19 protein-coding genes are annotated in these 19716 nt (G+C 66.0%); 12 read left to right on the top strand and 7 right to left on the bottom strand.

Going from position 1 to position 19716, the window contains the following annotated elements; translation table 11 throughout:
- Nucleotides 1-385: 385 nt before the first annotated feature.
- Nucleotides 386-1597 (bottom strand): tyrosine--tRNA ligase, encoded by a 1212-nt coding sequence (tyrS, locus tag F7R02_RS15760; RefSeq protein WP_078588796.1) that lies wholly within the window; start codon nt 1595-1597, stop codon nt 386-388.
- Between the two features lie 169 nt (nt 1598-1766).
- Between tyrS and F7R02_RS15755 the strand changes: the two genes are divergently transcribed.
- A complete protein-coding gene (locus tag F7R02_RS15755) occupies nt 1767-3185 on the top strand; it encodes a M23 family metallopeptidase (protein ID WP_005930863.1) in 1419 nt (472 codons plus the stop codon).
- Between the two features lie 381 nt (nt 3186-3566).
- Nucleotides 3567-4700 carry an anhydro-N-acetylmuramic acid kinase gene (locus tag F7R02_RS15750; RefSeq protein ID WP_078588794.1) on the top strand — a complete coding sequence of 378 codons (1134 nt, stop codon included), beginning with the start codon at nt 3567-3569 and terminating at the stop codon, nt 4698-4700.
- A gap of 41 nt (nt 4701-4741) precedes the next feature.
- Here F7R02_RS15750 and F7R02_RS15745 read toward each other — a convergent pair whose 3' ends face one another.
- The 3 genes from F7R02_RS15745 to F7R02_RS15735 all read right to left on the bottom strand — a co-directional run bounded on the left by F7R02_RS15745 (nt 4742) and on the right by F7R02_RS15735 (nt 7446).
- The gene (locus F7R02_RS15745; RefSeq protein ID WP_003489057.1) at nt 4742-4969 is read right to left on the bottom strand and encodes a hypothetical protein; all 228 of its coding nucleotides are present in this window, start codon (nt 4967-4969) and stop codon (nt 4742-4744) included.
- 58 nt (nt 4970-5027) lie between these two features.
- Nucleotides 5028-6323, bottom strand: coding sequence for an AmpG family muropeptide MFS transporter (locus tag F7R02_RS15740; protein WP_005930858.1), 1296 nt, complete (start codon nt 6321-6323; stop codon nt 5028-5030).
- 322 nt (nt 6324-6645) lie between these two features.
- A complete protein-coding gene (locus F7R02_RS15735) occupies nt 6646-7446 on the bottom strand; it encodes an exodeoxyribonuclease III (RefSeq protein WP_033484820.1) in 801 nt (266 codons plus the stop codon).
- A gap of 119 nt (nt 7447-7565) precedes the next feature.
- Between F7R02_RS15735 and pyrE the strand changes: the two genes are divergently transcribed.
- The 9 genes from pyrE (at nt 7566) to F7R02_RS15685 (ending at nt 14680) form a co-directional block, all read left to right on the top strand.
- Nucleotides 7566-8225 (top strand): orotate phosphoribosyltransferase, encoded by a 660-nt coding sequence (gene pyrE, locus F7R02_RS15730; protein ID WP_033484822.1) that lies wholly within the window; start codon nt 7566-7568, stop codon nt 8223-8225.
- Between the two features lie 22 nt (nt 8226-8247).
- Nucleotides 8248-8925 (top strand): hypothetical protein, encoded by a 678-nt coding sequence (locus F7R02_RS15725; RefSeq protein WP_033479695.1) that lies wholly within the window; start codon nt 8248-8250, stop codon nt 8923-8925.
- A 114-nt stretch (nt 8926-9039) separates the two neighbouring features.
- Nucleotides 9040-9837 carry a ParA family protein gene (locus F7R02_RS15720; protein WP_005914407.1) on the top strand — a complete coding sequence of 266 codons (798 nt, stop codon included), beginning with the start codon at nt 9040-9042 and terminating at the stop codon, nt 9835-9837.
- Complete coding sequence (locus tag F7R02_RS15715) at nt 9837-10766, top strand: ParB/RepB/Spo0J family partition protein (protein ID WP_078588792.1); 930 nt, start codon at nt 9837-9839, stop codon at nt 10764-10766. The genes F7R02_RS15720 and F7R02_RS15715 overlap by 1 nt, the downstream gene beginning before the upstream one ends.
- 33 nt (nt 10767-10799) lie before the next feature.
- On the top strand, nt 10800-11108 hold the full coding sequence (locus tag F7R02_RS15710; RefSeq protein WP_003489070.1) for a helix-hairpin-helix domain-containing protein: 309 nt from the start codon (nt 10800-10802) through the stop codon (nt 11106-11108).
- Between the two features lie 204 nt (nt 11109-11312).
- Entirely contained in the window at nt 11313-12278 is a 966-nt protein-coding gene (locus tag F7R02_RS15700) for an SDR family NAD(P)-dependent oxidoreductase (RefSeq protein WP_005930843.1), read from the top strand.
- 359 nt (nt 12279-12637) lie between these two features.
- Nucleotides 12638-13360 (top strand): glycosyltransferase family 2 protein, encoded by a 723-nt coding sequence (locus F7R02_RS15695; protein ID WP_078588790.1) that lies wholly within the window; start codon nt 12638-12640, stop codon nt 13358-13360.
- Complete coding sequence (locus F7R02_RS15690) at nt 13360-13701, top strand: lipid-A-disaccharide synthase N-terminal domain-containing protein (protein WP_005914402.1); 342 nt, start codon at nt 13360-13362, stop codon at nt 13699-13701. The genes F7R02_RS15695 and F7R02_RS15690 overlap by 1 nt, the downstream gene beginning before the upstream one ends.
- Nucleotides 13702-14116: 415 nt before the next feature.
- Nucleotides 14117-14680, top strand: a complete 564-nt coding sequence (locus tag F7R02_RS15685) for a hypothetical protein (RefSeq protein ID WP_139370856.1) — start codon at nt 14117-14119, stop codon at nt 14678-14680.
- 79 nt (nt 14681-14759) lie between these two features.
- Here F7R02_RS15685 and F7R02_RS15680 read toward each other — a convergent pair whose 3' ends face one another.
- Genes F7R02_RS15680 through coaBC form a run of 3 tightly spaced genes read right to left on the bottom strand, consistent with a single transcriptional unit; the run spans nt 14760 to nt 18857 of the window.
- The gene (locus F7R02_RS15680) at nt 14760-17105 is read right to left on the bottom strand and encodes a phosphomannomutase/phosphoglucomutase (RefSeq protein ID WP_139370855.1); all 2346 of its coding nucleotides are present in this window, start codon (nt 17103-17105) and stop codon (nt 14760-14762) included.
- A gap of 13 nt (nt 17106-17118) precedes the next feature.
- Nucleotides 17119-17586 (bottom strand): dUTP diphosphatase, encoded by a 468-nt coding sequence (dut, locus tag F7R02_RS15675; RefSeq protein WP_078588788.1) that lies wholly within the window; start codon nt 17584-17586, stop codon nt 17119-17121.
- Entirely contained in the window at nt 17583-18857 is a 1275-nt protein-coding gene (coaBC, locus tag F7R02_RS15670) for a bifunctional phosphopantothenoylcysteine decarboxylase/phosphopantothenate--cysteine ligase CoaBC (protein WP_078588786.1), read from the bottom strand. The genes dut and coaBC overlap by 4 nt, the downstream gene beginning before the upstream one ends.
- A 96-nt stretch (nt 18858-18953) precedes the next feature.
- Here coaBC and radC point away from each other — a divergent pair, with 96 nt between their 5' ends.
- The gene (gene radC / locus F7R02_RS15665) at nt 18954-19631 is read left to right on the top strand and encodes a RadC family protein (protein ID WP_005914396.1); all 678 of its coding nucleotides are present in this window, start codon (nt 18954-18956) and stop codon (nt 19629-19631) included.
- Nucleotides 19632-19716: the final 85 nt, after the last annotated feature.

Here is a 19716-nt window from a genome sequence, read left to right as displayed (position 1 = left end):
AGGCTTTTCATCCTCGTCAACCCCTCGTGAAGAGGACGTTGCCGCCGCTGCACCTCCATCCGCCGTAGCGTCTTTCCGTGTAGCGAGCCGCCCATCATAGCCGGCTTTTTCGTTTCGTCAACACCTTAATTTCAAGGAGTTTTCGAACCCTTCCGCTTCAGGTCCGCGTTTGCGGGCCGCTGCGTCGGGGGAGGCGAACTATATGCCCGCCGAACCGATTTGGGAAGTGTTTTGTGAAAAATTCTTCACGGAATTGCCAAAATTCGCGCTACGTCGCAGTCATGCTGGCTTGAAACCTCTGAGGGCCTTGGATTTCTACTTCCATCTAACAGGTAAGACATGTGGGACCACCGAGATTGCCGATCTGCAGCAACCTCGGTGCGCTTTAGCCAGTGACGAGCGATACGCGGGCAAAATTGCGCTTGCCCACCTGGATGACCCCCTCAAAGCCCTGCGTGAAGACGCGACCGGGATCCTCCACCACTTCGCCGTCGATCTTGACCGCGCGCTCCTTGAGTTTGCGGGTAGCTTCGGAATTGCTGGGCGTCAGCCCGGCGGCAGTCAGGAGACCGGCGAGGCGCAGGCCTTCGGCGGGAACCACCACTTCCTGCAGCGGCAGCAGACTGGTGTCGCCCTGCCCTGTCACCACCGCATGCCAGCCGGCAATGGCCTGCTCTGCGGTGGCAGCATCGTGGAACCGGGTGGCCAGTTCGCGTGCCAGGCGCAGCTTGACCTCGCGCGGGTGCAACTCCCCGGAGGCGACCTCCTCCTTCAGGCGTGCCGCTTCGGCCATGCTGATATCGAAGGACAGCAGGTCGATCCAGCGCCAGGTCAGCGCGTCGCCGATCTTCATCGTCTTGGTGACGATGTCGATGGCCGGCTCGTTGATGCCGATGTAATTGCCCAGTGACTTGGACATCTTGGCCACGCCGTCCAGGCCTTCCAGCAATGGCATGGTCAGCACGATCTGCGGCGCCTGGCCGTAATGCTCCTGCAAGCCACGTCCCATCAAGAGGTTGAACTTCTGATCGGTGCCGCCGAGCTCGACGTCCGCCTTCAGGGCAACCGAATCGTAGCCCTGCACTAATGGATAGAGGAATTCGTGGATGGCGATCGGCTGCTGGCTGCCGAAGCGCTTGGCGAAATCGTCGCGTTCGAGCATGCGCGCGACGGTGTGCTGGGCAGAGAGCTTGATCATGTCGGCCGCGCTCATCTGGCCGAACCATTCGGAGTTGAAGCGCACTTCGGTGCGTTCGCGGTCCAGGATCTTGAAGACCTGCTCTTCGTAGGTCCGTGCGTTGGCCAGCACATCCTCGCGGCTGAGCGGCTTGCGGGTGGCGTTCTTGCCGCTCGGGTCTCCGATCATGCCGGTGAAATCGCCAATCAGAAAGATCACCTGATGGCCGAGCTGCTGGAATTGCCGCATCTTGTTGAGCAGCACGGTATGGCCCAGATGCAGATCCGGCGCGGTGGGATCGAAGCCGGCCTTCACCCGCAGCGGCTTACCGGTGGCGAGCCGCGCCTGCAGCTGATCGAGCTTGAGGATCTCTTCGGCGCCGCGGCCGATGAGTGCGAGGGATTCTTCGATAGTGGCCAACCACAGACTCCAGCGGCGATGCCGTCAAAAACGTGAATGATGTTAAACGCGAGTTAATTCCGCGCCAAGTGAAAATAATGAACAGGCTCAATGGTTTGACGCGCTGTTACAGGCTGTCTATGGTACCGGCGATTGGGCTCGCACTTCGAGCCAGCGAGGAATTTGAACGATGCAGAACTCAGAGCAGGGCCGTGCACGCAAGCGGCGCTTTCACGAACGCCTCCACGTCCTCCACGACACTGCACTGCATCGAAAGCTCAAGGCGCATCTGCCGGCGGCATTCAATGATCGCTGGACACGTCGCCACTGGATCCACGCCAGCCTGTTCGCCACCATCGGCGCGCTGGTGGCCACGATCGTGCCGGGTTTTTCCAACGCCATCGACACACCGCTTTCCAGCCATTCCACGCTGGCGTTGCCGTTGCCGCCGCTGATTCCCAGCCGCAAGCAGCTGGCGCCGAGCACCGATTGGGAAATTCTGCAGGTCAAGCCGGGCCAGACGCTGAGTACCTTGTTCGGCGAACTGGGAATCCCGACCACGGTGATGTACCAGGTATTGGCGCATCCGGGGACCAAGGAGGCGCTGACCAAGCTGCGTCCGGGCACCGAGATCGCCTTCGACATGCCGACGCGCGGGCAACTGCGCGCATTGCGCTTCGATCGCGACGACAGTCATCGGGTGGAACTGCGCCTGCTGGGCGACGCCGTGCGCGAGAACGTGACCGAGCGGGCGACCACCACGCGCACAGTGGTTGCCAGCGGGGAGATCAGCAGTTCGTTGTATGCATCGGCCGGCAAATCCGGATTGTCGCCGGCGGCGGTGGCGATTATGACCGACGAGATCTTCAAGTACGACATCGACTTCGATAAGGATCTGCAGCCCGGCGACCGTTTCAGCGTGGTCATGGATGAAACCTGGCGCGAAGGCGAGCGGATCAGCACCGGCGACATCCTGGCGGCGACGTTCACCACCGGCGGCAAGACCTATACGGGGTTTCGCTTCGAGCGCGCTGGCAAACCGGCCGAGTACTTCGACATCAATGGCCGCCCGCTCAAGAAGAGCTTTATCCGCATGCCGGTGGCCTATAGCCGGATCAGCTCCACCTTCGGTGCGCGCAAGCATCCGGTGCTGGGCACCATGCGCATGCACAAGGGTGTGGACTATGCGGCCGCCTCGGGCACGCCGATCATGGCAGCCGGCGATGCGCGGGTGGTGTTTGTCGGGACCCAACGCGGTTATGGCAACGTGGTGATCCTGGATCACGGCAAGAACTACAGCACGCTGTACGGGCACATGTCGCGCTTTGGCAAGATCAAGGCCGGGCAGCGCATCAACCAGGGCACGGTGATCGGCTATGTCGGCATGACCGGCCTGGCGACCGGCCCGCATCTGCATTACGAATTCCGCGTGGGCGGACAGCAGCGCAATCCGATGTCGGTGACGATGCCGCCGCCGGAGCCGCTGCAGGGCGTCGAACTGGCGGCGTTCCGCGCGCAGACGGCGCCGGCCATGGCTCGCATCGAGGGCATGGAGAAGCTGATCTACGCCGACGCCGGCAAGCCGGCCAAGGGCAAGTCGCGCAGTTGAGCGCCTGCGGCTGGTAACTGCGTCAGCTGCGTCGCGGCTGCGCAGGCGGGTGGCGCGGCAGGGGTTGGGCGTCCCTCCAGCCGTGTCGCATGGTCGTTGCCGTGCAGCCAATTGCTGCAGCGGAATGCGGGTGGTGAACGCTGCGACTTCCCAATCCGGCGTTTGATCTTGGCTGTCGACCGCATCTGACGTGATTGCGGACCTTGACGATGCCTGAGGTGGGAAGGAATCCCGACGCATAGGCGATAGTCGGGGCTGCGATTGCAGCGCGTGCCGGCCCCACGAGGACCCACCCGCTGCACGGCTGCCATCCACGTAAGACCAGTTGACGGACCCGGCCCGGCTGCACAAGCTGGCCGGCCGTGTCTTTCTGGCTTCGGCATGTCTGTCTTGGAACACGTTGACTTCCCCTTGTATCTAGGCCTGATGTCGGGCACCAGCGCCGACGGCATCGATGCCGCGCTGGTGCGCTTTGCCGATGACACCCACCGCCGCTGCGAATTGGTGGCCGGGACGACGGTGGCGTGGGAGCCGCAGTTGCGCGAGACCTTGGTGGCGCTCGGCCAGGGCGCCGAGACGGTGGCCATCGATGCGCTAGGCCAGCTGGACGCGCAGGTGGGGCTGGCGTTCGCGGCGGCGGCCAATCAGTTGATCGGCGACAGCGGCGTGGAGCGTCGCCAGATTCGCGCGATCGGCTCGCATGGGCAGACCATCCGCCACCGGCCCAACGCGAGCCCGGCGTTCACCTGGCAGATCGGCGATGCCAGCCGAATTGCCGAGCACACCGGCATTACCACGGTGGCCGATTTCCGACGTCGCGATGTGGCTGCCGGTGGCCAGGGCGCGCCCCTGATGCCCGCCTTCCATCTGGCCATGCTGGGCGCAGGCGACGAAGACCGCGCCGTGCTCAATCTGGGCGGGATCGGCAACCTGACCTTGATTCCGCGCGATGGCGCGGTGCGGGGATTCGATACCGGCCCGGCCAATGCGTTGCTGGACAGCTGGTGTCAACGCCATCACGGCACGCCGTTCGATGCCGATGGTGCATTTGCCGCCAGTGGGCGCGTCGATGCGGCCTTGTTGCAGGCGTTGTTGGCCGATCCGTGGTTTGCGTTGCCACCACCCAAGAGCACCGGCCGCGAGCAATTCCATCTGGACTGGGCAGTGCAGGCGATGGGCAACGCGCGGTTGGATGCTGCCGATGTGCAGGCGACCTTGCTCGAACTCACCGCTGCCAGCGTGGCCGATGCCTTGCTGCGGCTGCAGCCCACCACGCGCCGGGTGCTGGTCTGCGGCGGGGGCGTACGCAACCCGGTGCTGTTGGCCCGACTGGCGGCGCGGCTGCCGGGCGCGATGGTGGAATCCAGCGCGCGGTACGGGCTGGACCCGGATTACCTGGAGGCGATGGGCTTTGCCTGGCTGGCAGCCGAGTTGCTGGCCGGACGCGCTGCCAATCTGCCCTCGGTGACTGGGGCCGCCGGGCCCCGGCTGTTGGGAGCGATCTATCCGGCGTGAGCCCGTTGGCCTCTTCCAGCCTGGATGGAGCGACTGCAGCGCTAGGGATTATTTCCCGCCGGCAGCGCCTTGAGCGCGGCAATCGCCTCCGCCAGCGCATCGACCTCCGGGTGCTGCAGGCCGCCGGTGACTTCGTATTCGCTGGCGAACAGGCCTTGTTCGAGCAGATGCATGACGGTCTGGTGCTGGGTCCAGCCACGTGCGACAGAAATGCGGCGGATACGGTCCACCAGCACCGGGTCGATGTCACGCAATACCAGATCGGTCATGCCCTGCCTCGTGCAATGCGCTGCCCCGCGCGCATCATCGGCAACCTTGGCGGACGTTTCAATCCGGCCGCCTGTCGTGCGCCAATAGCCGCGGCCACAGCCAGGCCAGCAGGAGCAAGGTGGGAATGACGGTCAGGGCGCTGAGGATGAAGAAGGTGCTGTAGGAGGTCGCATTAATCACGGAACCGGAGACGGCACCGGCAAACTTGCCCGGCAGGTTGGCCAGCGAGACCAGCAACGCATACTGGGTTGCGGTGAAGTTGCGGTCGGTCAGCGAGGACATGAAAGCCACCAGTACCGAGGCGGCGAAACCCTGGAACAGGTTATCGGCACTGAGCGCGGCATAGAACGCCCACAGCTTGCCGGGGTTGTGCGCCATCAGCAGGAACGCCAGGTTGGACAAGGCCACCCCCAACGCGGCCACCAGCAACATGCGCCGGAACCCGAACGCGGCGACTGCGGCACCGCCAGCGAAGGCTCCGACAATCCCCATCCAGACGCCGAACAGCTTGGAGACGGTGGCGATATCGGCCTTGGTGAAGCCCGAATCCAGATAGAACGGGCCCGCCATGACGCCGATCACCTGGTCGGGAAACCTGTACAGGCCTACGAACAGCAGCAGCGCGATGCCCAGCGCCAGCCCATTGCTGGAGAAAAAACTGGAAATCGGTTGCCAGAAGGCACCTGAAACATCGACTCGGCGCACCACAGTCGCCTCGGGACGGTCGGGTTCGCGGCACAGCAAGGTGGTGACGATCGGCACCAGCATCAGTGCAGCCATGCCGACGTACGCCCATGTCCAACCAAGGTATTCGGCCATGTACAGCGCGCCCGCGCCGCCCAGGATCAGCCCGATGCGGTAGCCCAGCGTGTAGGTCGCCGCCAACGCTGCCTGCGCGGAATCCGGTGCGACTTCGATGCGGTACGCATCCACGACAGAATCCTGGGTGGCACCCCAGAACGAGGCGAACAGCACCCAGCCGACCAGGCCGGTCACGCTCAGATCCGGGCGCGAAAATGCCAGCGCGAACAGGCCGATGGTGACGCCGATCTGCGCCACCAGCAGCCAGGAGCGACGGCGCCCCAGAAACGCGGTGAGCGGAAACGCATAGCGGTCGATCAGCGGGGCCCACAGAAACTTGAGGAGGTAGAAAAAGCTGGCCAGGCTGATAAAGCCGATGTCCTGCAGGTCCAGCCCTACATCGCGCAATCGGACGGACAAGGTCTGCGAGGCGATCAGCAGAAACGGCAAGCCGCTGCCGAAACCCAGCAGCGCCATGGTCGCCGCCGATGGCGTGGCGAAGGCGCGCTGGATACCACGCCAGCCTTTATAGGTAGGAACGGACGTGGTCATGCGTCACACGGTCGAGAACGAACGCCAGTGCTCGTGGCCGGCGCGGCCCACGGCACCGCTGCATGCAGCCCGCCGCGGACGACCGTCATGGCGTCACGCGTCTTGTCTTGAGCGGTCTGTGCAGCACCCCGACGACGCGCGCCCGGGCCGAGGAAGAACGTTTTGAGCGGCATCGGCACACTGCGTAATGGCGTATGAGAGCCACCGCGCGTGCTGCTGCAGTGGCCAAGGTGCGTCCAGGTGGCGATATCGCCGGCGAGGTGGTCGCCCCACTCCGTAACACGCTGACGCGATGTGACGGAATTCACAGCCTCGACCTGCCTCACTGCGCGTAATCCACGATGTACGGCGCGTGGTCGGAGAAGCGTTCTTCGCGGTAGATCGAGCAGGCCTTCAGGGTGTCGCGCAGGCCGGGGGTGACCAGTTGGTAGTCGATGCGCCAACCCACATTGTTGGCGCGCGCCGCGCCGCGATTGCTCCACCAGGTGTAGTCCTGGCCCTGCGGATGCAGCACGCGGTAGCTGTCGACCCAACCGCGGCCGTCGGCGGCGCTGGCATCTTCTGGCGCGTCGGCACACAGGCCGTTGAGCCAGTCGCGCTCGGGCGGCAGGCAGCCGGAATTCTTCTGGTTGGATTTCCAGTTCTTGATGTCCAGCGCCGTGCGCACGATGTTCCAGTCGCCGCACAGCACGTACTGGCGGCCACTGGCCAGCCATTCGTCCAGGATCGGCCGCAGCCATTGCATCACCTGGAACTTGTAGTCCTGGCGCAACTCGCCCGAGGAACCGGAGGGGATGTAGAAGGACACCACGCTGAGATTGCCGAAGCGCGCTTCGATATAGCGCCCCTCTTCGTCGAACTCCGGCCAGCCCAGCGCGGTACGCACCTCGTCGGGCTCGTGCCGGCTGTAGATCGCCACTCCGCTATAGCCCTTCTTGGTGCTGGCGTCGCGAAACCAGGCTTTGTAACCGGTGGGCAGGAAGTCCGGCCCGGCCAGTTGATGCTCCTGGGCCTTGGTCTCCTGCACGCACAGCACATCGGCGTCCTGGGCGGCGAACCACGCGAAGAAGCCCTTGCTGGCGGCCGAGCGCAGGCCGTTGGCGTTGAAACTGATGATGCGCATAGGCCGGGAATGGGGAAATGGGAATGGGGAATCGTAAAGCCTACCCCAGGCGCATGCGGAAGGCTGCCGGCGCACGATGCGTTTACCATTCCCGATTCCCCATTCCCCATACCCGTCCAATGACCGACCACCGCACCCGTTTCCTGCAGCTGGCCCTGGACGCCGATGCCCTGCGCTTTGGCGAGTTCACGCTCAAGTCCGGGCGGCTCAGCCCGTACTTCTTCAATGCCGGGCGCTTCGATTCGGGGGCCAAGACCGCGCAGTTGGCGCAGTGCTATGCCGATGCGATCGAAGCGGCCGGGCTGGACTTCGACTTGTTGTTCGGGCCGGCCTACAAGGGCATCCCGTTGGCGACCGCGCTGGCCTGCGCTTACGCAGGACGCGGGCGCGACCTGCCGCTGGCGTTCAACCGCAAGGAAACCAAAGACCACGGCGAAGGCGGCACCCTGATCGGCGCGCCGCTGGCCGGCCGTCAGGTGTTGATCGTCGATGACGTGATCACCGCCGGCACAGCGATCCGCGAGGCGCTGGCCATCATCCGCGCCGCTGGCGGAACGCCGTCGGGGATCGTGGTGGCGCTGGACCGACAGGAAATCGCGTCCGATCAGGACCGCCGTTCCGCCGCCCAGGCGGTGGCAGCCGAGGCCGGCATTCCCGTGATCGCGGTGGCCAACCTGGGCGACCTGCTTGCTTTTGCGGCAGGAAACGCCGACCTTGTGGGCTTCCAGGAACCGCTGCTGGCCTATCGTGGCCGCTACGGGACCGACACCACAGGCTGACGGCAGGCGACAGGGGGCTGCGATGATGCCAATACAGACACGTTCGGCATTATTCGCCGTTGCGGCGGCTGTCGCTGCGACATTGGGCATGGCTGCGCCGGCCGGTGCGCAAGACAAGCCGGCCGCCAAGAAGCTGTATTGCTGGAACCAGAACGGCGCCCGCGTGTGCAGCGATACGCTGCCCCCGGAGGCGGTGAACCAGGCGCGCGACGAATTCAACGTCAAGAGCGGGATGCGTAGCGCCGAGGTGCAGCGCGCGATGAGCAGCGACGAGCGCGCTGCTGCTGCGGCCAGCGAGCAGCAACGCCAGGCCGATCTGGCCGCCGAGCAGACGCGCCAGCGCACCGACCAGGCGATGCTGATGTCGTATCAGAGCGAGGACGACCTGCGCCGGGTGTTCAACGAGCGCATCGCCATCGTCGACAACAACATCCACACCGCGCGCTTCAATGTGACAAGCCTGCGCGAAGGGTTGGCCAGCCTGCTGCGCAGCGCCGGCGACCGCGAGCTGGCCGGCCAGGCAGTGGCCGACAAGCTGGCCGGCGACATCCAGCAGCGCCATCGCGATTTGATGGCGCAGTTGCGTCTGCAGATCAGCTTCGAGCAGCAGCGGGTAGCGCTGGATGGCGAGATCGCCGACATCCTGCAGCGCTACCGGGCCATGAAGGAGCCACCCGCAAACGCCCCGCCCGCCGGCTGACCGGCGCTTGCGTCATCCCGGCCGTGCGGCGCACCGCCGCGGGCGGCATTTCCCGATCCGGCGCCCTGCCCGCATAATGGCCGGTCTTACTCTTCGCCCACGAGGCTCTCCCGCATGGCCCGGATCATCGCCATTGCCAACCAGAAGGGCGGCGTCGGCAAGACCACGACCGCCGTCAATTTGGCGGCCGGCCTGGCGCGCGCGCCCAAGCGTGTATTGCTGGTGGATCTGGACTCGCAGGGCAACGCCACCATGGGCAGCGGCATCGACAAGCGCGATGTGGCCGCCTCCACCTGCGATCTGCTGCTGGGCGAAAACACCGCCGCGCAGATCCGGGTGACCGCGCCGGAAGGCTTCGATCTGCTGCCAGGCAACATCGACCTGACCGCCGCCGAGATTCAGCTGATGGACCAGGGCGAACGCGAGCAGCGGCTCAAGCGCGCCTTGGCGCCGATCCGCGACGAGTACGATTTCATCCTGATCGACTGCCCGCCGGCGTTGTCGCTGCTCACGCTCAATGCGTTGACCGCGGCCGATTCCATCATCGTGCCGATGCAGTGCGAGTACTACGCGCTGGAAGGGCTGACCGCGCTGCTGGAAACCATCGAAGCGCTGCGCGCCAACCTCAACCCGGCGCTGGAAATCGAAGGCGTGCTGCGCACCATGTTCGACATCCGCAACAACCTGGCCAACGCGGTATCGGCCGAGCTGACCGAGCATTTCGGCGACAAGGTGTTTCGTACCATCGTGCCGCGCAACGTGCGCCTGGCCGAGGCGCCCAGCCATGGCCAGAGCATCGTCGGTTACGACCGCACCTCCCGCGGCGGGGTGGCCTACCTGGGGTTGGCCGGTGAGATCGTGCGCCGCCAGAACGACCGCAACAAGGCCGTCCGGCCCGTGGAGACCGTCTGATGAACAAGCCGATCCCCGCAAAGAAGCGTGGCCTGGGCCGTGGCCTGGAAGCGCTGTTGGGGCCCAAGGGCGCGGCGGCGGCGGCGGCACCCGGTGCGGCCAGCGAAGAGGCGTTGCAGCCTGGCGATAGCTTGCGCCAGTTGCCGGCGGCCCAGCTGCAGCCGGGCAAGTACCAGCCGCGCCGGGAGATGGACGAGGTCAAGCTGGCCGAGCTGGCCGAGTCGATCAAGGCCCAGGGCGTGATCCAGCCGATCGTGGCGCGCGAGCTGGCACCGGCGCAGTTCGAGATCGTGGCCGGCGAACGCCGCTGGCGCGCTTCGCAGCTGGCTGGGCTGACCGAGGTGCCGGTGGTGGTGCGCGAGCTGGACGACCGCACCGTCATCGCGATGGCGCTGATCGAAAACATCCAGCGCGAAGACCTCAACCCGCTGGAAGAAGCGCAGGCGCTGCAGCGGCTGATCGACGAATTTTCGCTGACCCATGCCGAGGCCGCCGGCGCGGTGGGACGCTCGCGTGCATCGGTGTCCAATCTGCTGCGGTTGCTGGAATTGCCAGTGGCCATTCGCCTGTTGCTGGAAACGCGCCGGCTGGAAATGGGCCACGCGCGCGCGCTGCTCACCCTGGCGCCGGAGCTGGCCAGCAAGCTGGCACATGAAGCGGCCGACCAGGGCTGGTCGGTGCGCGAAGTCGAACACCGCGCGCAGCAGTTCGCCGCCGGCAAGGTGCCCGGCTCGCTGCGCAAGGGCAAGCCGGCGCCGGTGGCCCCACAGGCCGATATCGCCTCGCTGGAAACCGAACTGTCCGAGTCGCTGGGCACCAAGGTGGTGTTCAATCACGGCCGCGGCGGCAAGGGCAAGCTGGTGATCCATTACACCGATCTGGACACGCTGGACGGCGTGCTCGAACGCCTGCGCATGCAGCGCAGCTAATCGCTTGCACATCCAACAGGATCCTCGTCGGCCATGAATCCCGCCAAGGTGGACCGCCAGCATCTGCTGCAGCTGACCGATTTGCCCAACGTCGGGCCGGCCTGCGAAAAGGACCTGCGCCTGATCGGCATCCGCGTGCCTGCGCAGCTGCGCGGTCGCGATGCCTACGACATGCACGCACAGCTGTGCCTGCGCACCGGCGTGCTGCACGACCCCTGCGTGATCGATGTGTTCCTGTCGATCGTGCGCTTTATGGAAGGCGAGGCGGCGCAGCCGTGGTGGAAGTTCAGCGCCGAGCGCAAGGCCAAGCTTGCCAGCGAAGCACCGCTCGCCCTGCGGTGAGCGAAAACGCATGGCGCGCTGCAGCCTTTATTTTGAGCTTGGTGTGAGCTGCGAGCACCATGAATCGCGCATGGCGCACGGCGCACCGCAGGCGCGTTGGCAGCATCGGGATGCCGGACCCGCTCGCGGCGGTGTCCGCAATGCGCCGCGCGTGCGCATCCGGAGCGCCAGCCTTTTGTTCCCGCATTTCCCAGGATCACAGCCATGACCATTCTCGTCACCGGCGCTGCCGGTTTCATCGGTGCCTACACCTGCCGCGCGCTGGCGGCACGCGGCGAGGCGGTGGTGGGGCTGGACAACTACAACAACTACTACGACCCGCAGCTCAAGCACGACCGAGTGGCGACGCTGTGCCCAGGCCTGGATATCCGCACGCTGGACCTGACCGATCGCGAGGGCCTGGCTGCATTGTTCGATGAGATCCAGCCGACCCGCGTCGTGCATCTGGCTGCGCAGGCGGGCGTGCGGTATTCGCTGGAAAACCCCCACGCCTACGTCGACAGCAACCTGGTTGGCTTCGTCAACATGCTCGAGCTGTGCCGGCACCGCGGCGTGCAGCACCTGGTGTATGCCTCGAGCAGTTCGGTCTACGGCGATTCGGCCACCCCGCCGTTTTCCGAAGACCAGCGCGTGGACCAACCGCGTTCGTTGTATGCGGCAACCAAGGCCGCCAACGAATTGATGGGCCACACCTATGCGCAGCTGTATGGCCTGCGCGCGACCGGTCTGCGCTTTTTCACGGTGTACGGGCCGTGGGGCCGGCCGGACATGGCACCGCTGATCTTCAGCCGTGCGGTGCTGGCGGGGCGGCCGATCGAGGTGTTCAACCACGGCAAGATGCAGCGCGATTTCACTTTCGTCGACGATATCGTGGCCGGTGTACTGGGCGCGCTGGACACGCCCAGCGACGCGCCGGTGCCGCACCGGGTGTTCAACCTGGGCAACCACACGCCGGTGGAGCTGGAGTACTTCATCGACGTGATCGCGCAGGCCGCCGGCCGCCCGGCCGAGAAGGTCTACCGGCCGATGCAGCCGGGCGACATGATCCGCACCATGGCCGATACGCAGCGTGCGCAGGCCGCCTTCGGGTTCGATCCGGCGACCCCGGTCGAGCGGGGCTTGCCGCAGGTCGTGGAGTGGTGCCGGCAGTATTTCGGCGAGCGCGCCTAGCGCTTGGCGGGGGTTGCTGCGGAGTTGCACGTGGGCGTCGATGGGCGCGCGTAGCGCCGGGACTGCCATGCGGGCCAGATGCAGGGCGTACTACTGTCCAGCCGTCCTGGGGTACGACCGCATGGCAGATAGGCAATGCCCATGGCGATGCGTGCCAGCTGCGCTGCGCCGGAAGACGACGCGTGATCGGCCCGCTAGCCCAACACCTTCGCAGCCTTGCCACGTCCCCATCATTCGCTACAGGCTGCTTCCAACCGGTCCAATGCGCATAACGCGTGCAAGCTTCATGCCTGACTCAGAGAGTCAGGGCACAATGCCCGATCCTTTTCGCTCAGCCTTCATCCGGCCACCCTGCAACCATGAGCCAACCTCAGCTGTCCGTCGTCGTCCCGGTATTCAACGAGCGCGATAACGTCGCCACGCTGGTGGGCGAAATCGTCAGCGCCCTGCGCGGCGTGGTGGCCTTCGAAATCGTGTATGTCGACGACCATTCGCGCGACGACACGCTCGCAGTGCTGCAAGGCCTGAAGAGCACCACACCGGAACTACGCGTGCTGCATCATGTGACCCAGAGCGGCCAGAGCACGGCGGTGCGCAGCGGGGTGAAGGCCGCACGCGCCAGCTGGATCGCCACGCTCGATGGCGACGGCCAGAACGACCCGGCCGACATCCCCAAGCTGCTGATCGCGCGCAGCCAGGCGCAGGCGCAGGTGAAGCTGTTCGCCGGCTGGCGGGTCAATCGCCAGGATTCTGGCTCCAAGCGCTGGGCCAGCAAATGGGCCAATGCGATCCGCTCGCGCATGCTGCGCGACAATACGCCCGACACCGGCTGCGGCATCAAGCTGTTCGAGCGCGAGGCATTTCTGGACCTGCCCTACTTCGACCACATGCACCGCTATTTGCCGGCGTTGATGCAGCGCGCCGGCTGGCGCACGGTGAGCGTGCCGGTCAACCATCGCCACCGCACCGCCGGCGTGTCCAAGTACAACAATCTCAATCGCGCCCTGGTCGGCATCCGCGACCTGCGCGGTGTGGCCTGGCTGATCACCCGCAGCAAGCCCACCGTGGTGCAGGAACGCTGATGGACCCGTCCTTTCTCGACCAGCAACTGACCTGGCTGTACTGGACCGGCATCCATGTGACCGGGTGGAAGCTGATCGGCTATGTCGGCGCGCTGATGTTCGGCGGCCGCTGGCTGGTGCAGTTCGTCGCCTCCAAACGCGCCGGCAAGCCGGTGATTCCGCGCCTGTTCTGGTACATGAGCGTGGTCGGCAGCTTGATGACGCTGAGCTATTTCGTGTTTTCGGCCAAGCAGGATTCGGTCGGTGTGCTGCAGAACCTGTTCCCGGCGTTTACGGCGTTTTACAGCCTGTATCTGGATGTGAAGCATCGTGGGTGGAAGCGGGATAGGGCCGGTCATTGAGGCGGGGATTCGGGATTCGGGATTCGAATCGCCTGGTCCGGATGGTTGCTGGTGATCGAACGCTGTTGGTGAGCCGTGGCGGGTGGAGATGATCCCGATGCGCGGCAAAGCGCGTTGCTGCATCTGATTTTCGGCGATCCATCGTGGTTGGCGATGCCTCAGCGTACGCAAGCGATACGGATGCACTGCATCTCACTGACCAGGTTTTGGGCTGCGATGCAGCGTGATTGACGAGCGCTTGCGCGCATTGACGTGATCCGGGGCATCCAGCCGATGCAGCGCAGATTGCCGGAGGCGTGGCGATAGCGCTGACCGCTGATGCCTGCTTTTCGGACACGCCGCTGCGCGCGCGGCCGACGCGATGATGGGGTGCCCGCCGATATTGCCGCTCCTGTGTCGCTGGCAACCTGCGACCATGCCCAGTGCGCTCCGTCATCGCCCCCTGCCCACGCCGACGCTTGAAGCAGCGTATTGGCATCTGCGGCTGCACACGCATCAGCACGTGCCGCTGTTCGCGGACTGGCGCTGCGCTCGCGCTGCGGCGGCCAGCCTGGCACTGCCCCGCCATTGGCAAGGTGCGCAGTTGCTGTGCTGGGTGCTGTTGCCTGACACGTGGTGCGGGTTGCTGCAGGCACCGAGCAAGTCGGCATTGCTGCAATTGGCCGCGACGGCGCGACTGATGACTGCCGATGCGGTCAATCGCGCACGCGGGCGTGGTGGAACGGTGTGGCAGCCGCAGATGCAGGTGTCGGCGCTCCCGCTGCTAAGCGATCATCGACAGTTCGCCCGCACGCTGGTCGCATTGCCCCTGCGGGCAGGGCTAGCCGAGCAGGTGGGCGGGTATCCGTACTGGGACGCAGTCTGGCTATTGCCGGACGGTCATGACGCTGCATCGATCACCACGCCACGCGGTCATGCTGAGCGACTGGAACAGGTGGAACACACGGGTGACCGCGTACACCGACGCGATACCGGATGACGGACCGCCGCGTCGCGCACCGGCCCAGCTGCGCTGCCGCTCCACAGGCAACGCAGCGGACGGCCTCCGCATCCGGCAATCAGAACGCCACGGAATGCTCCGGCAACAACGCCTGCAGTTCGTTGCGGAACAGCGTGCGAATCCGCTGCAATGCGGCTTCGCTGTCGGCTTCGAACCGCAGCACCAGGATCGGGGTGGTGTTGGAGGCGCGCACCAGCCCCCAGCCGTCGATGAAGTCCGCACGTAGTCCATCGATGGTCGACAGCCGCGCCGATTCGAACGGTGATTCTTCGCCGGTCTGCGCACGCGCGACAAATTGCGCGACCAGCGCATGCGCATCGCCTTCCACCGGCACCTTGATCTCCGGCGTGGAGACGCTTTCAGGCAAGGCGTCCAGCACCTCGGACGGCGTCTGCTCGCGCTGGGCCAGAATTTCCAACAAGCGTGCGGCGGCGTAGATGCCGTCGTCAAAGCCGTACCAGCGCTCCTTGAAGAAGAAGTGGCCGCTCATCTCGCCAGCCAGTTCGGCGTCGGTCTCGCGCATCTTGGACTTGATCAGCGAATGCCCGGTCTTCCACATCAGCGGACTGCCGCCGTTGCGCAATACGTAGTCGGACAGCTTGCCGGTGCACTTCACGTCGTAGATGACCAGTGCGCCAGGGTTGCGCTGCAGTACATCGGCGGCGAACAGCATCAGCAGGCGGTCGGGGAACACCATCGCGCCTTCCTTGGTCACCACGCCCAGGCGATCGGCATCGCCATCGAACGCCACGCCGATATCGGCATCGAAACGCTGCACCATCTTCACCAGATCGTTGAGGTTGTGCGGCTCGCTCGGATCAGGGTGATGGTTTGGGAAGGTGCCATCGATATCGCAGTACAACGGCACCACGTCGGCGCCGATCGCTTCCAGCAGGCGCGGTGCGATCTCACCGGCCACGCCATTGCCGGCGTCCACCACCACCTTGATCGGGCGATCGAGCTGGACGTCGTCGGCGATGCGTTGGATGTAGGCATCACTGATGTCGCGCTGTTCCAGTTCGCCAGGCGTGGCGGCGGTATGCAGGCGGCCTTCGTTGATGCGCTGGTGCAGTTCGGCGATGGCGGCGCCGGACAAGGTCTCGCCGCCGACCACTATCTTGAAGCCATTGTAGTCCGGTGGATTGTGGCTGCCGGTCACCGCCACGCAGCTGCCGGCACGCAGCTCGTACGCGCCGAAGTACACCACCGGCGTCGGTGCCAGACCGATGTCGGTGACGTTGCAGCCGGCACGGCGCAGGCCTTCGATCAGGCCGTTGCTCAGCTCCGGCCCGGACAGCCGGCCGTCGCGACCGACCACCACATCGCGCAGTCCCTGCGCCTGCATCACGCTGCCGATGGCCTGGCCGATCAAGGCGGCAACGCCGGGGTTGAGGTCTTTGCCGACCACGCCGCGGATGTCGTAGGCACGAAACATCCCGGCGGCGACCTGCACCGCCGGCACCAGCGCTGGCGGTGCGGGCGACGCCTCGGCGTCCAGCGCGCGTGCTTCGCTGGCAACGCTGGCGTCGTGCTGCAGGCTCTGACTGAAGGTGGGTTCATCGGCGCTGGATTGGTCAGCCGCCCGGCGCCGTGGCAAGGCCACCTGCCCCCGGCTGGCCAGCACCAGCAGCACCGCAATGATCAGCAGCAGTGCCGCCACGATGGCGCAACCGACGGTGCCCAGACCCAGTGGGCCACTATCGCCTTGCGGCACTGCCGCAGCCACGCGCAAGCCGCTGTTCCCAAGCGGCCTGGCCAGCGTTTCGGCTGCATCGGCCAGTGCCATATCGCCCTGCTGGGCCACGTTGTAGCTGCCCTGGCGCACGGCCAGGTAGGCACTGTCCGGCGCCGCAATCGCATCCAGCGGGCCGGTCAGGCGCAGTAACGGCAACCGCGCATACGCCACCGCCGGCTGCCCGCCAAGGCGCACCGCGGCAGCCACGCCCAGGCGGACTTGTTTGGCGTCGCGCACGACCCGGACCTGCGCACGGTCGGCCACCTGCGCCGATTCGAGCAGGCTCAGACGCGCGTACCCGAAATCCTTGGGGTTGGCATAGGCCGCAGCAAGGTCGCCAGGCAGCACCTGGACATCCTCGGCACCTTTGAAACGCTCGCGGATGGCCGATGCGGCCGCTAGCGCGTCGCCACCGGCCAACGCAGCGATGACCGGCGGCTGCTTGAGCACCGCGTCGAGCTGGCTGGCCTGCGTGGCCATGGCCTGGCCGACGTCCTGCACCGCGCGGTCGCGTGCCTGCTCCAGCCCTTGCGCCACCGCGCCCTGGCGCCATTGCGCATAACTGTTCCAGCCGAACCAGACGGCCAGCAACAGCAATATGCCCCCCAACACCGGACCACTCGTACGCACGCTGGACATCCCCTGCCTGCGCTCGTTCGCCTTGCTCATGTAATTTCCCCTGTCAGCGCACGCCGGTGTGGCCGAATCCACCCGCTCCCCGCGCGCTGTCGACGAAAGTATCCACCACTTGCAAGCCCATACGCACGATCGGCAGGATCACCAACTGCGCGATGCGATCGCCGGGCTCGATGGTGAAGGCCTCGCGACCGCGATTCCAGGTGCTGATCAGCAGCGGTCCCTGGTAATCGGCATCGATCAAACCGGTGCCATTGCCGAGCACGATGCCGTGGCGATGGCCCAAGCCCGAGCGCGGCAGGATCACGGCGCACAGTTGTGGGTCGGCCAGATAGATCGCGATACCGCTGGGGATCAAGGCCGCATCGCCCGGCTGCAGCGTCATCGGCGCCTCCAGCGCGGCGCGCAGGTCCATGCCTGCACTGGATTCGGTGGCATAGGCCGGCAGCGGCCACAGATCGCCGAAGCGCGGGTCGAGCAACTTCACCTGCAAGGACTGGGTTGGGGGGCTCATGCCTGCAATCTCTCCGCGATCAGGGCCAGCAGTTGGTCTGCCAATTCGGTCTTGCTGCTGCTGGGAAACACGCGCTCGCCGCCCTGCCAATAGGCCGTGGCTGCGTTGTTGTCGCTTTCGAATCCGCCGCCTTCGATCCCTACCTGGTTGGCGATGATCAGGTCCAGGCGCTTGGCCGCCAGCTTGCCACGGGCGTAATGCTCCACATCGTGCGTTTCGGCAGCAAAACCGACCACCAGTTTCAGCGCGCCGGTCTGCGCGGCGACCTCGGACAGGATGTCCGGGGTCCGCACCAGTTCCAGGGTCAACGTTTCGCCGGTCTTCTTGATCTTCTGCGACACCACCCGCTTGGGGGTGTAGTCGGCCACGGCGGCAGCGCCGATGTAGATGTCGGCCGGGAATGCACCCAGCACCGCGTCGCGCATCTGCGCGGCCGAGCGCACGTCGATGCGCTGCACGCCATCCGGGGTGGTTTGATGCACCGGCCCGCTGACCAGCACCACATCAGCGCCTTGCCTGGCAGCTGCGGCGGCCAGGGCATAACCCATCTTGCCGCTGCTGCGGTTGCCGACGTAGCGCACCGGGTCCAGGTCTTCGAAGGTGGGGCCGGCGCTGATCACGATGCGCAGGCCCTCCAACTGCGCGCTGCTGGGGATGAAGACGGGCGCGGCGACGCTCCTGGCGCCCTCCGAGGCAGTGCTGGCGGCCGCCGCGCCACCGGCCAGCGCAGCAATGATCGCCGCCGGTTCGGCCAGCCGCCCGGGTCCGGATTCGCCCTCGGCCAGCGGGCCGTCGTCAGGGCCCACCACCGTCACCCCGCGCGCGCGCAGGGTGGCGATGTTGGCCTGGGTGGCAGGATGCAGCCACATGCGGTGGTTCATGGCCGGCGCCACGGTCAGCGGCGCGGTCGTGGCCAGGCACAGCGTGGTGACCAGATCGTCGGCCAGACCATGCGCCAGACGCGCCAGCAGGTCGGCGGTCGCCGGGGCGACGATCACCCGATCGGCCCAACGCGCCAGTTCGATGTGGCCCATCGCCTGCTCGGCGGCGCTGTCCCACAGCGTGGTGCGGGTGGGCTGCCCGGACAATGCCTGGAAGCTGAGCGGGGTGATGAATTGCTGCGCACCGCCGGTCATGGCGACCTGCACCTGCGCACCGGCGTCGCGCAGGCGACGGACCAGTTCGAGCGATTTGTAAGCGGCGATGCCTCCGCCGACGCACAGCAGCAAACGCTGTCCGTCCAGGGGGCGGGCCTGAGTGGAGCCGATCACGTCGGGGTCGTCCTACGGTTACAAGGACAACTAGATTAGCCGATGCCTCTGCTTGGCCTGATGGGCGTCGGCGATGAGCACCGGCAATCTCGCCATATGCACATACACGACTGGCCCACCCACGAACGCCCGCGCGAGAAACTTCTGGCGCGCGGGGCCACTGCCTTGTCCGATGCCGAGCTGCTGGCGATCCTCGTCGGCTCCGGCTTGCGCGGCCAGGATGCGGTGCAGACCGCGCGCGATCTGCTGCATCGGCACGGCCCGCTGCGTCTGTTGCTGGACCGCCCGGCCAAGGCGCTGACGCGCCTGCCCGGGCTGGGCCCGGCCTCGGCCTGCAAGCTCGCCGCCGCGATGGAACTGGCCCAGCGGCACCTGATGAGCGCGCTGGAGCGCGGGGAGGCCCTCAGCGACCCGCCCAGCGTGGGCCGCTACTTCTCGCAGCGGCTACGCGCGCGGGCCTATGAAGTGTTCGCGGTGCTGTTCCTGGACAACCGCCACCGCGCCATCGCCTTCGAAGAACTGTTCACCGGCACCATCGACGGGGCCGACATCCACCCGCGCGAAGTGGTCCGGCGGGCGCTGCTGCACAACGCGGCGGCGGTGATCGTCGGGCACAACCACCCGTCGGGTAATCCGGAGCCCTCCGAGGCCGACCGCGCGGTCACCAAGCGCCTGCTTGACAGTCTGGAGCTGGTGGACATCCGCCTGCTGGACCATTTCGTCATCGGCGACGGTCGGCCGGTGTCGTTCGCCGAACGCGGCTGGCTGGAATGAGCAGTGGTGCGCTGACCTGAACCATTGCTCGGACCCTGCGGCACGCGGTCGGGTAAAATCGCTGGTTTGGTTCCAAGCAGATCCC

Source organism: Xanthomonas cissicola (assembly GCF_008801575.1).
Classification (GTDB): domain Bacteria; phylum Pseudomonadota; class Gammaproteobacteria; order Xanthomonadales; family Xanthomonadaceae; genus Xanthomonas; species Xanthomonas cissicola.
Note: the sequence above shows the minus strand (reverse complement) of the source record. Positions and strands in the feature narration are given on the sequence as shown.